This window comes from Rhodoferax sp. GT1R46 (assembly GCF_056521285.1).
This window is the reverse complement of sequence record NZ_JBWMBC010000013.1, coordinates 61671-73404: the sequence shown is the minus strand read 5'-3', so window position 1 is coordinate 73404 and position 11734 is coordinate 61671. Positions and strand designations below refer to the sequence as shown.

The following is an 11734-nucleotide window of genomic DNA, read 5'->3' as shown; positions in this document are numbered from 1 at the left end:
GTCTGAGCCGCACCCAATTGGACGCTTTGGTGCTGGGTTTGCCCTGGCAGCGCATGGGGGATGCGGGCATCATCACCATGGTCTGAATCATGCAAAAAGCATAGCAAAGAAGTCAATTGCGTATTCCGGTGATCGTGACCGCTGATTCCGGTCGATCGTGACCGGTGGCGCAGCGTGCGGTATTGCGCATCTAAATTGTAGGGGTGTCGGTCACGATGGTTCTGGATTGACCTCCTTTTTGCTCAATTTGGGTTTCTGGCGGAGGGACTCGCCCGTCAGGGTGAAACGGTGATTCCTTTGCATCACCCGGTCCAGAATGGCGTCAGCAATAGTGGCATCGCCCACCCAGGCATGCCAATGCTCAATCGGTAACTGGCTGGTGATGATGGTGGCTTTGTTGGCGGCCCGGTCATCGATGATCTCCAGCAAGTCAGCGCGAGTCTGGGCATCAATGCCGGCCATGCCCCAATCGTCCAGCAGCAACACATCCGTCTTGGCCAACTGAATCAGCCACTTGCCAAACGTGCCGTTACCATGGCGAATGCGCAGTTCTTCACCCAATCGGGGCACCCGTTGGTAGAACGCAGAGTGCCCCCGGCGGCAGGCGTACTGGGCCAGTGCACAGGCCAGCCAGGACTTACCCGCCCCAGTGGGGCCGGTGATCAACACACTGTGGCCACTCTCAATCCAGTCACCCAATGCCAGGCTCATCACCGCCTTGCGATCCAGACCGCGCCCTGCGCGGGTGTCCAAATCCTCGATGCTGGCTTGGCTGTACTTAAGCCGGGCATCTTTGATCAGTCGGGTTTGGCGCTTGTCATTGCGCCAGTGAACCTCACGGTCCACCAGCAGCGCAATGCGCTCCTCAAAGCTGATGCCCGTCATTCCAGCCTGGGTGAGTTGCTCTTGCAATCCCGAGGCCATGCCCGCCAGGCGTAGACCGCGCAGTTGTTCAATCGTCGTGTTCATCATCATGGGGATTCCTGTGGTCGTGTCATTTGTTGCTGTTGCCATTGGTCATCATTGGTAGTAGCCAGGGCCGCGCACATGGGCATGCTCTGGACTGGTCCACTCCGGTGTGGCGGGCTGCACCTGGTCACGACCATTGACCAGGATGTCGCGCACATGGGTGCTGTTGCTGGTGCCCAACTCCAACGCCACTACACAGGCGGCCTCCAGCCGTGGCCTGGTAAACCGCTTGGCCAATGCCAACAAACCCAGACAGGCCCGGTAACCATGCTCGGGGTGTTTGCGTGTTGCCAGCAGGCGAGTCACCAAAGCTCCAGTGGCCACGCCAATGCTGTTGCCCCAATGGATCAACCGCTCTGGTGTCCATTCCAGATGGGCGCGGTGCGCAGCGGACAAGTGTTCGGGCACCGTGGTGAACCCGCCCTTGTGCACACAGCGCAGGTGGGACGCCACACGTTGACCCCGGTGCAGCAACTCCACCGTGCGTGCCGTCACGCGCGCTTCCAGGACTTGACCGACCAGCGATTGCGGGACGCTGTAGCGGTGACCTTCAAACTCAACGTGCTGGTCAATATGCACTCGAACTGTCTTGTAAACAGCAAGCTCCCAGGTTTGTGCCGGCAAGGGCTGCAGGGCTGGGGCGTCAAGTTGCGCAAACGCACTGGCGCGGCTGCCGGGCAGCTTCTGAAATGCCTTGGCATTGAGCTGTTCCAAGAGCGGTGCGATGGCCTCGTTGACGTCATCGACCGTGGCAAACCGCTGGTGGCGCAAGCGCATCAGTATCCAGCGCTCCACCACCTGCACGGCCGATTCCACCTTGCCTTTGTCTTGCGGGTGGTACGGGCGCGCTGGCAATACCGACGTTCCATAGTGCCGGGCAAAGTCGTGCACCGTCTCATTGGCCCTGGGTTCGTACCGGTCCGCATTGGCAATCAATGCTTTGGGGTTGTCGGGCACGATGAGCTGGGGCACGCCACCAAAGAAACGCAGCGCCTGGGCGGTGGCGCCCAGCCAGTCGGCCATGGTCTCAAAGGGTGTGGCGCAGGCGAAGGTATAGCTCGATGCACCTAGAGCAGCCACGAAGACATGGGCGCGACTGCCGTCAAGCAGTTCTACCGTGGGCCCGGCGTAGTCGATAAACAGTTTCTCACCGGCGCGGTGGATCTGGCGCATGGAGCGCTTGATGGTCTTGGCGTAGCGGCGGTAGTTCTCGCAGAACTGCGAGTAGCTGTGGGTGGTTTGGCCTGAATGCTGGGCGCCATGCTCCTCCCACAGCAGCATCAGGGTCATGCCTTTGCGGCGTAACTCCTGGTGGATGCGGCCGTAGTCAGGCTGCACAAAACCACTGGCTCGCTGAGGCGTGCCCAGCAAGCGGTTGTGCAGTGCGGTGTCATCGAGTGCCTGAATTTGTGCCCAGTCAAGGCCAGCCGCATTCGCCAGGCTGGCGTATTTGGTGACCACGCCTTTGGAGATGTGCAGCGCGGCGGCGGTTCGCTCATGGGAAAGCTGGGCTTCAAGCTTGAGACGTAGGACGTCCCGTATCTTGCGCATATTGATCCTTCGGGTATCGGGCATGCCCACTCCAGCAAAGCTGATGAGGCTACCCCGAGGGTTATGGAAATATGCGCAACATCACATGCTGCGTTAGACGATTCCGGTATCGTGACCGACCATTCCGGCGTCGTGACCGGTCATTCCGGTCAAACCCCAAAATCGGTCACGATCGACCAGAATCAGTGTTCACGATAAACCAGAATCGTCGGTCACGATCCGCCGGAATGACCGGTCACGGTCGTCCGGAATACCCATCAATACGGGCATGCACTAATGGTCATTTTTATGGTGCAATGGCACACTACGTTTCATGGTGATTGCCTACCCAGCGCAACAGCATGATTGGCGAGTTGCTGCCACATCGCTGGACGCCGCCAACCGCGTCACCCTGACTGTCACCACCACTGCAGGGCCGCGGTCAATATGGGTTTGCCGCGCGCTTACGTAATTCTGAGATTCAACACCATTCAACGAGTGGAAACGTTTCCACTTTTGGCGCTGATTCGCAGGGTTCAGAAACGGCGTGAAATGGAACAAGTGCCACGCTCTACACCAATCATCGAGTGGCAATATTGCCAGTGAGCAGAACTGTAATGTTTGGTACTTAGACTCGCCTGAGAGAAATCAAATTTCAGGGAGTTTTTATGGGTCCAGGGCTTTTCCGTTTTTTGCTCGCGAGTGCGGTTGTCGTTCATCACTACAGCAGCCTAAATTTTGGGGGAGCTGCGGTTTACCTTTTTTTTGCGCTCAGCGGCTACTGGGTTTCAAAAATGTGGGCTGCTAAGTATTCAAAATTGCCGAGTCCCTATGTGACGTTTTTGATATCGCGGGCGTGGCGTTTGGCTCCTGTTTTTTTGCTATGCAGCATGCTGGCGCTCTTTGTTGCGGTGCTGTTGCCCCAGCTGATTTCGGCAGCCAAGCCACCCGCAGTAGTAAGCACCCAGATGTTAATCTCCAGCTTCATCTTGCTTGGCCATCACACCCAACATGGACTACTTGGTCCCGCGTGGTCGCTTGATGTGGAAATGCAGTTTTATATGCTTGCACCGATCATTTTGGTAGCACTGCGAAAAAGGCCAAAGGTGATTGCCGTACTTATAGTTGTAATTGGTTGTGCATCATCAGTAATTTCCGGCGACGAGCTATCCATTACCTACCTCCCGATGTTCCTAATCGGTATGCTGGCGGCGCAGTACCCAGACTTTCTGCAAGGGAGGCTAAAGATGGTTGGCTCAGCCGTGCTCGTTTCGTTGATTTTGCTGGTTTTTACAGTCGCTCCCTCGTTGAGACCTGTTCTCTATGGTGGGGCGAACCCCAGCGATCTTTTTGTTTTCAATCGACTCCTGAATGTTGTCATCGCACTTGTGGCCATGCCATTTGCTTTAAACACCGTTTTTTACAAGAGTAACAAGCTGGATAAACTTCTATCCGATATGTCCTACAGCGTGTATCTTTTTCACTGGATACCTATCCTGGTGGTGTCGTATTACTTCCCGTTGCTAGCAAAGCAACCCGTCGGTACAAGAGCTGCAATCACGGCAGGCATCATTGCATTCACTTATGCGGCATCCCTGGCTATTACAGTTTGGATTGATCGACCATCAAGTAAGGCACGTTCAAGATTTGTAACAACAGCAGCCACGAAAAACCACGCTGTGTATGGCCGTGCGTAGCTCACTTAGCTCGATCCAATGTCTATGTCTTGGCCCAGACTGATGAAGGGTATACAACAAACCCCGTTCATTTAAATGGCGATAAATTCGGGGGGGGGCAGATGATTACTGCATCGTTCATCGGTAGCTTACCGACGGTGGCTGGGTTTTTACCGAGCGCCGGTCAAGCGAATGCAGCTAAATACCGCAGGGTTCAGAACCGGCGTGAAATGGAACAAGTGCCACGCCCTGCACCAATCAACAAGTGGAAACGTTTCCAGTGAGCAACCTGGGGAGCTGGCAACGTTGCCACTCCAACAGGGTTAACTGGCAATTTTTCCACTGCGCAACCTGCCGCGACTGGTAATTCTTCCCGTGGCAGGTATTGATGACGCTAGCATCTAGCGCAGGAGAAACCAATATGACTGAGCTGCTCAATCCACACGACATTGAAAACGCCGCTGAGCCCGCCGACAGGAGCCATAAAGGACACCGCTTGTCTTTAAACCACGGCTGATAATGCTCGCCGTGGTTGTGAAATCGAATCGACGCGAGTTAGCTATCCAAATATTTTCTAACGCGTGCCAAACACCGCAGTACCGTATGTACGGGTGCTGTCGTGAGCTGCTACAACCAATTGCGATGTCCCATTGGCCAATGGATATGTGAGAGCGATGCCAGTTCCTGCCTGACCTGGTAAGGCGCAAGGTGCTGCGCCAAAAATTACCGCCACATTGAACACATTTTTGCCTGAGGCCCTTGGCGTAACGGTGCCGCTGAAATGGCATCCCGACGAACCAGCAGCAGTAAATGAGCCGTTACTTGAAACATTGAGGGATACGGTTTCACCATTCAGGCTCATCGTCGACCACACGCCAGAAACCGCTGCTAGCGATGCTGGTGCGTAGTAGTCATAAAGCGAGCCAGGGATTGGGCCACCACTAAACGCAACGGAACCTGTTGTTGACGAAATAGTGCCTGATATCGACTTGGCGGTAGTGTTGTACGTGGCGCTTAAGGTACCAGCCACAGCAGGTGCAAAGCCGAAATCTTTTACATTCGCTGATGTGAAGCTGCCGTTGTTTGACGTTCCAGACCCCTGTACAAATCCAGCAACGGCGAACGCTGTTGGAGTTGATAACCCGTAGATAGTCCAATATTCACCATTCTCCAAAAACAACGCTTCGAATTGACTGCTAGTTGAGCCACTCAGCGTGCCGCCGTACACACCCTCTGCTGATGCTGTGACTACAGTAGTAGTAACTGCTGCGGCAGGTGCATCACCGCCACCTCCACCGCACGCAACAAGCGCCAAAGAAGACAGACCAATTGCCAATGTTTTCATAATTCTTCCCACTATTTTTTTAGTCCGAATTTGACTCGACTGAGCCAAATTGTTGACCTTTCATAGTAAGCGCTGACTCATATATTGGGTATCCCCCATTCGGGGGATTTTGATGATTGAATTATGCGAACCGTCAGCGAAAGGATAGAACTTGAAATACAACGATACCCAATGGAGTCTATGGATGCCAGTCGGGTCTTCCTGTGCGACGTGCTCTGTCGATTCGCACTATCGACCAGAACTGAAGGGCAATGTAGTGCTTGACATGCGTGGGGCAATGACCAAAAAAGTACCAAAGCGTGTCTCTGAGCGATTTCGGACAGGTCTTCAGTCTCAAATGAATCTGTTCAATCGGCAGCAACACGCCCTCATAGCAACTTTGCTCCAGGCCAAGCCAGAGCCGTTCGTCAATGATGTAGCCATGCCAATCACACAACGAATTTTCAAAGTTTGGGTCCGAATTCGCCTGTATCTCAAATACTGCCAATTCATCGGCCAACTCTGCGCATGAAGCAGTGTCAATGTCATCCACGTCGTATTCGAACAATTCAAGTTCATTCCACCAAGCATCTTCAATGGATTGGGTGTCGTTGAATTTGTTGGCGTGGCCACGCATGGCTAGCTGCTAATGCTTCTGCACTAAATTTTTAGCCTTCATATCGACTTATCAGACCCGTTACGGCTTCCAGTGTCCAAGTCAGCAAGCCCGTTTTCCGTATTGCTGTTTCAGCAGCTTGCTCTGTTTTCGCTACACGAAGTGGCATTTGTCCTGGTATTCCCAGGCTGCGAAGATGTAGCTGCATGTCCTTGTTGTCCAGCAGGATTTGCCGCCCTATTGGTTCCGCTGGGTCCAGCGGGTTGTACAGCAGACCCGCCTCCACCAGCAGGTCGGATATTTGCTGCATGTCCGTCTCGTCCACGTCTTCAGCTAATTCCTCTATCCGCTCAGACAGATACAGCAGATACGTCTCTGGGTTCAGGGTTGCCGACATTGGAAACTCTATTGCTCCCAATGCTTGCTGCCATCAAATTACATGGCTCGTTCCCACAGGGATTTGTCAGATTCCAGGGCAATCAATGCAGCATTTATGACGATATCTTTCTTCCTGTCATGTAGGGCACCTTCGCCTACACCTTGAACAATGGACCTAAGCATCTGAGCACATTCGCTCGGTTTCAGCCCCTTGATCCTTGCCCGTCGAATTAGTGGGGCAAAGCTAGGGAATCGCTCTCCATCAGATAGTCCCTGAACATCTCTTAGATTCAGCGAAACCTGCATACCGTACCTCGCGGCTTTAAGCGATCGGAAAAAATTTAGCATTGATCATTTCTGTAATTGGTGTTGGTCCAGCTTACTTCATCAAAATCACCGAATGTTGCACTTGTCAGAAAGTGGTCCCTTGTTTACACCCTCTGGCACTATGTTGGAAAGATAGCCCTTGACATTTTTTTACACCTCATCACATACTGACACCACTTTCCAACATTCAAGGTATCCACCATGTCCCGTGTCTTTGCTTATGCCCGAGTCTCCACAGTGGATCAACTCACAGAGAACCAACTCCAGCAAATCACCCAAGCTGGCTACGCGATAGACCCCAAGCGATACATTGAGGAGAAGGTCTCAGGCTCTGTCCCTGCTTCCCAACGTGCTGGCTTCAAGGCTCTCCAAGGCAAGCTTGAGGCTGGAGACACATTGGTGGTGACCAAGTTGGACAGGATCGGCAGGGACTCCATTGATGTCCAGCAGACCGTTGAATGGTTCCTTGCTGAGGGCATCCGGTTGGTGGTGCTTCAACTGGGCAACCTTGACCTGACATCCTCTGCTGGCTCCCTGATGGTCAAGATGCTGGCAGCAGTGGCAGATTTTGAGCGGGACCTGATCATTGAACGGACTCAAGCAGGACAGGCAAGGGCACGGGCTGACGGTACACACATGGGCAGACCCAGTAAGACCACACCGGCAGACCGTGAGGCCATCAGGAAGGCTCTCCAAGGGGGTGCTACTGTCAGTGCAGTGGCTCGGGAGTTTGATGTGAGCAGGGCCACCATCATCAGCATTCGGGATGTGGCCTGATCTGGGCTGATTCAGGGACGCCTGGTGATCAAAATTGATAGCAAAGAACTCCAGCTGGACGGGGGCTAGGCGAAACCCTCACCATAGGAGAACCTACGGGTGATTTGAAAGACGCACCATAGGAGAACCTACGGGGTTTGATTAACCCTCACCTAAGGCCCCTCCTACCGACCCCCAACTGAGCCAGCTTGAGCAATCTTGCTGGCTTTTGTCATTCTGGGTTTGGTTGTCTGCTTTCGCTTCCTTTTCATGCTGGTTCACATCACCTGTGGGCCTTCCCCTTTTCATATTTCCATGAGACCCCCATGAAACCTATCCCGAATAACACCGGAAAGGTCCACACCCGGTACACCCGTGCTGCTGGATCGACCACCATGTCCCTGAACTTGAGCCCACTGGAGGCCCTTGCGCTTAAGGCATTCATTGCCACCCTGCGTCTACGTGGCAACAAGATTCCTTCCATGTCATTGATCACACGCCGTGCTGTGCTGGCCTATCTGGATAACCTCAAGTTCTCCCCAGAGACCCGCGCCTCAGAACTGGCAGTACTGGAGCGCATGGCTACCTGTACCCTGTAGCTTTGGTCAATGGCCAATGCGGAGTACCGCAATCACAAGGCACCACAAAGCTGTCGCGTGGATCTTGTTGCTTAGCTTTGGACTTGAAGAAGGTAACCGGCACCAACAGTGCAGAGAAGTCGGTTACATGGATTTCGGACGGGCTGGGTGGCGAACGTGTCGTGGCCGCTTCATTTGGCATTTTTAAAACTCAGTGGCATCAACCTTCTTTACCGTCATATTCCCATTTGTCACCTTGAAGAGTGTCACTGTCACCCTTGAAAAACGGTTCCCAGTTTCAGTGGGACTCTCTGATAGGGAAAACGTTTCTCCTGACTCAAAAGTATCATCGCTACCGATGTAGCGATATCGCAATCGATACGCGCCGGGGGCAACCGTTTCGGCAGTAAAGCTTTCCCCGTTCTTTACGAACATGCTGCGCACTGCTGGCATTTTTCCATCTCGATACAGGCGTACCACCGCGTCGCCACTGCCCTTTGTGTTGTCCACCTTGAATGTAGAGAGCCCACCTTTGGCAATTTGCTTTGTGCCGTTGAGATAGCCCGTGCGACTTTGAACCTCAGGATCTTCAGCAGGAGCCGTTGGGGTAGGCAATTGCGTACGCAATGTTGGGGATAAAACGTCAGAACTTGACGATGCCAAAGCTTCAATAGCTCCCTTATCGCCCTTTTCAGCTGCAGCTTCCAAGAACGGAAGACGGCATCGGGTGAACTGCTTCATCCGCAAATCATTCTTCGCCAGTAGAGGTGCAAGTCCTGAGTGATTCCCTGCCTTTGCCATTTCTACTATTTGTTCATACTCGCCTGGGGCTTGTTCATATTCTTTTCTACATGCAAGGCTGCCTAATGTGTAAGACTCTGGGTGCCCGCTGTCGATCAGCTTTCTTGAGATGGCTTTTGCCAATTCGAGGTCTTGGTCTTCCGCCTTGCCCCATAGAGCAGAGTTGTCAATCCTATTCATCATTGTGTAGTCACGAGAAAGCGCTACGCGTTTCAATATTTCTCGTGCCTTTGCCGGATTGGTTTCAATGCCCAAACCTTCCTTAAGCATCAATGAGTAAACATAAAGCGCGTCTTGATCACCAGTTTGAATTCCGGGTTGCAATTCTTCGTGGGCCGTCTGAAATTGGGCAAGAGCGGTCTTTGGATTCTTATCGCCGAAATCACCGTCACGCAGTGATTTACCAAGCGCCAGTCGCGCTTCCTTGCCACCGTTATGTATCGCAACGTCCAGCGCTGCACGACTCGCCTTGATGCCTACCGCCGCAGGGACTCCGAGATTGCTTCGCCGGAAGAGTTGTGAAAGTAAGATCAGCCTTCGTTCATCTGACCAGTCCTTTGTATCGCTGTTCCAATCAGACATTTTTGGATTGGTTAGCAAAATTGCAGTAGCTTCTTCGACCAATCGCTGATCCCGACTTGGTTTCAAATAGACAGCGTAAGTCCACCATGAAGCGGTGGCGATGATGGTCAGTGCCAAACTGATACCTATCAAGATTCGGGGAGATCTGAACCAACGGCGTTGCCCCAGGTCGCGCAAGTCATGCACATCAATAACTTCTGATCGCCGGGAAAAAATGGATTTGCGCTTCATGTCGTACCCCTTGTTATTTTTTTTGTGAACTATTTCTTGTTTCGGTTTCTGATGCCAATCATAGATGCGTCGAGGCCAACGAGCGCCACATCGGAATTAACTTATGAGCGATATTTCGTTAATGAGTGGCAGCGCGATCAGGTGTCGCCGCCAGTCGCTGCGCTTGGTGGCAACGGCACATCACCGCTCTCTATGTTCGATGCTCTGTAGTCTCCGTCAGTGGGCAAGGCGGCGTACCGCAATGCCCAAGGACCACGAGGCTGTCGCTTGGTATGCGTGGCAGTTGTAACAATCGCCCGCTACGACCACTTGCTTCGCTTTTACATAACGCCGTATTGCCCTCAATGCCCGCATGTCGCTTCGCTAAAGCTCTGCTTAGTGTCGGTCACCGCTTCGCGCCCTGTCGGGTGAAGGCAACAGGCGTTATGCAAAGTGGCCTTCGCTGGAGTCGGTAGCACAGCGGTCGCTGCTCCTCGGTCGTGGAACGCCCTACGCTCCGCCTTCTGCGCTCCCATGTCAAAATGTTGGCACTTGAGCATTGATCAGGCGCTGCGCGTGGTGCGCTTGGGTGGCAGCCTGTGACAAGTTATCTGGTGCGTGCCCACGCCCACCCTTCTACTTCGCCGCCGCATGGCATCAGCCCTGCGCACTTCGGCTTTTTGTAGCTTCATGCGGTTTGACCAACATGAGTTGTGAGCAACGCCTCAACGAGGCAGCATCAGCGGGTGTTACCATTCGATCACAAACTTGTTTGTTCTCTGAAACGGCTAGCCTGATCATTTTTTGGTCTTTCGTCTGTGCGTTTTTATTTCCACGCACGAGCGAAATTCGAACACCAATAGAAAATCAGGGAGAAGTATGGCTATGCTGCCGATCGACGCCGTTTGCACAAAGTGCAACGCAACATTTAATCAAATCCCTACGCGCTCATCTCTCGGGTTTCAAAGGCTTACATGCCCGGTGTGTAAAAAGAAGGTCACGTACCCGCTTACGAATGGCTATCGCACTATGTACTGGGTCTTTTTCGCTTTGATGATGCTGCTCATCGTTATTGCTTTTTCACAGGGTGGTGTCGGTGTTCCCGGTGGTATCGGGCTCGCTATTGTTTACGCTCTGTTTATGGATCGGCGCATTCGCAATCGCATGGCCAAAGTTGCAAATTCATAATCCGCCTGCCAACTTCCTTTAAGAAAGAGAAAATGGAATGAATTCCAATGCATGGACTTGGCAATGGCTTACTTGTAAGCAAGAGTTGAAGCAGGGACCACGTCGCCTGTTGCTTGTCTTATCGATACCGTTCTTTCTGTACTTAATAATTCCCGGTGTTATTTTTTGGCTCCTAGTTAGGTTGGGTCTTTGGGTTATCGAAGGCTTCAAAGAAGATCGCATGTAATGAGCATGCAAACGTACGACTTTGGGCCTTTGATCTACCGAACCAAACAATTACACAGAACCGTCATTCATTATGGGAATTTTTAGTTTTATTACCGGCTTCTTTAGTGGGAAGAGCAAGATCGAGGCAGAACGTGCGGAAACCTCTAGAAGGCTTCAAGATTTCCTCCAGAATCAAATTGACACACTTGGCAAAGATGGGCACCGCGTTCATTTCAACGAGATTACGATTGGCTATATCTCGCACTTAGTCATGATGATCACGAAGAAACCTGTTAGCGTAAGCATTGTTCATGACGCGCTGGTGAGAATTTTCACGGATAAATCGTCTCTCGCAATGATTCATAACGCATTGCATATCTTTCACGCGGATGTTGCAACTCAAGTGAAGTTAGCAGCACTTTTCCCGATCGCAAAGACGGAATACGAGGCCGGATCTGGAGAGTTCCTCATTCGTCACACGAACAAGGCACGCAAGAGCATTGCCGCTATGTTCGTTCCAGGTGCCGGCGAGGCCTTTGATCCGACCAAGGTTCCACAATGGACTGCTAAGGACTTGGCTTGAACGTTAGCG

General features: G+C 52.6%; 11 protein-coding genes. 5 read left to right on the top strand and 6 right to left on the bottom strand.

Going from position 1 to position 11734, the window contains the following annotated elements; all coding sequences use genetic code 11:
• Positions 1-210 precede the first annotated feature (210 nt).
• The gene (gene istB / locus AC097W_RS20200) at positions 211-975 is read right to left on the bottom strand and encodes an IS21-like element helper ATPase IstB (RefSeq protein ID WP_479604433.1); all 765 of its coding nucleotides are present in this window, start codon (positions 973-975) and stop codon (positions 211-213) included.
• A 45-nt stretch (positions 976-1020) separates the two neighbouring features.
• Complete coding sequence (gene istA / locus AC097W_RS20195) at positions 1021-2544, bottom strand: IS21 family transposase (protein WP_479604432.1); 1524 nt, start codon at positions 2542-2544, stop codon at positions 1021-1023.
• 623 nt (positions 2545-3167) lie between these two features.
• Between istA and AC097W_RS20190 the strand changes: the two genes are divergently transcribed.
• Positions 3168-4196 (top strand): acyltransferase family protein, encoded by a 1029-nt coding sequence (locus AC097W_RS20190; RefSeq protein ID WP_479604431.1) that lies wholly within the window; start codon positions 3168-3170, stop codon positions 4194-4196.
• A gap of 553 nt (positions 4197-4749) precedes the next feature.
• Here AC097W_RS20190 and AC097W_RS20185 read toward each other — a convergent pair.
• The 3 genes from AC097W_RS20185 to AC097W_RS20175 all read right to left on the bottom strand — a co-directional run bounded on the left by AC097W_RS20185 (position 4750) and on the right by AC097W_RS20175 (position 6512).
• Entirely contained in the window at positions 4750-5520 is a 771-nt protein-coding gene (locus AC097W_RS20185; RefSeq protein ID WP_479604430.1) for a hypothetical protein, read from the bottom strand.
• Between the two features lie 178 nt (positions 5521-5698).
• The gene (locus AC097W_RS20180) at positions 5699-6136 is read right to left on the bottom strand and encodes a hypothetical protein (protein ID WP_479604429.1); all 438 of its coding nucleotides are present in this window, start codon (positions 6134-6136) and stop codon (positions 5699-5701) included.
• A gap of 31 nt (positions 6137-6167) precedes the next feature.
• Positions 6168-6512, bottom strand: a complete 345-nt coding sequence (locus AC097W_RS20175) for a hypothetical protein (protein WP_479604428.1) — start codon at positions 6510-6512, stop codon at positions 6168-6170.
• 509 nt (positions 6513-7021) lie between these two features.
• Between AC097W_RS20175 and AC097W_RS20170 the strand changes: the two genes are divergently transcribed.
• Together AC097W_RS20170 and AC097W_RS20165 are read left to right on the top strand one after the other, a co-directional pair.
• Positions 7022-7597 carry a recombinase family protein gene (locus AC097W_RS20170; protein ID WP_479604427.1) on the top strand — a complete coding sequence of 192 codons (576 nt, stop codon included), beginning with the start codon at positions 7022-7024 and terminating at the stop codon, positions 7595-7597.
• Positions 7598-7902: 305 nt separating this feature from the next.
• Positions 7903-8175, top strand: coding sequence for a hypothetical protein (locus tag AC097W_RS20165; RefSeq protein WP_479604426.1), 273 nt, complete (start codon positions 7903-7905; stop codon positions 8173-8175).
• Between the two features lie 183 nt (positions 8176-8358).
• On the opposite strand, the gene AC097W_RS20160 is transcribed toward AC097W_RS20165, so the two are convergent.
• Positions 8359-9768 carry an SEL1-like repeat protein gene (locus AC097W_RS20160; protein ID WP_479604425.1) on the bottom strand — a complete coding sequence of 470 codons (1410 nt, stop codon included), beginning with the start codon at positions 9766-9768 and terminating at the stop codon, positions 8359-8361.
• An 864-nt stretch (positions 9769-10632) separates the two neighbouring features.
• On the opposite strand from AC097W_RS20160, the gene AC097W_RS20155 reads away from it, so the two are divergent.
• Both AC097W_RS20155 and AC097W_RS20150 read left to right on the top strand, forming a co-directional pair.
• Complete coding sequence (locus AC097W_RS20155) at positions 10633-10935, top strand: hypothetical protein (protein WP_479604424.1); 303 nt, start codon at positions 10633-10635, stop codon at positions 10933-10935.
• 298 nt (positions 10936-11233) lie between these two features.
• Positions 11234-11725 carry a hypothetical protein gene (locus AC097W_RS20150; protein WP_479604423.1) on the top strand — a complete coding sequence of 164 codons (492 nt, stop codon included), beginning with the start codon at positions 11234-11236 and terminating at the stop codon, positions 11723-11725.
• The last annotated feature ends 9 nt before the right edge of the window (positions 11726-11734 follow it).

Bases quoted from the DNA above. Each gene is read 5' to 3' on its own strand.
- istB (WP_479604433.1), bottom strand. From the start codon at position 975: ATGATGATGAACACGACGATTGAACAACTGCGCGGTCTACGCCTGGCG.
- istA (WP_479604432.1), bottom strand. From the start codon at position 2,544: ATGCCCGATACCCGAAGGATCAATATGCGCAAGATACGGGACGTCCTA.
- AC097W_RS20190 (WP_479604431.1), top strand. From the start codon at position 3,168: ATGGGTCCAGGGCTTTTCCGTTTTTTGCTCGCGAGTGCGGTTGTCGTT.
- AC097W_RS20185 (WP_479604430.1), bottom strand. From the start codon at position 5,520: ATGAAAACATTGGCAATTGGTCTGTCTTCTTTGGCGCTTGTTGCGTGC.
- AC097W_RS20180 (WP_479604429.1), bottom strand. From the start codon at position 6,136: ATGCGTGGCCACGCCAACAAATTCAACGACACCCAATCCATTGAAGAT.
- AC097W_RS20175 (WP_479604428.1), bottom strand. From the start codon at position 6,512: ATGTCGGCAACCCTGAACCCAGAGACGTATCTGCTGTATCTGTCTGAG.
- AC097W_RS20170 (WP_479604427.1), top strand. From the start codon at position 7,022: ATGTCCCGTGTCTTTGCTTATGCCCGAGTCTCCACAGTGGATCAACTC.
- AC097W_RS20165 (WP_479604426.1), top strand. From the start codon at position 7,903: ATGAAACCTATCCCGAATAACACCGGAAAGGTCCACACCCGGTACACC.
- AC097W_RS20160 (WP_479604425.1), bottom strand. From the start codon at position 9,768: ATGAAGCGCAAATCCATTTTTTCCCGGCGATCAGAAGTTATTGATGTG.
- AC097W_RS20155 (WP_479604424.1), top strand. From the start codon at position 10,633: ATGCTGCCGATCGACGCCGTTTGCACAAAGTGCAACGCAACATTTAAT.
- AC097W_RS20150 (WP_479604423.1), top strand. From the start codon at position 11,234: ATGGGAATTTTTAGTTTTATTACCGGCTTCTTTAGTGGGAAGAGCAAG.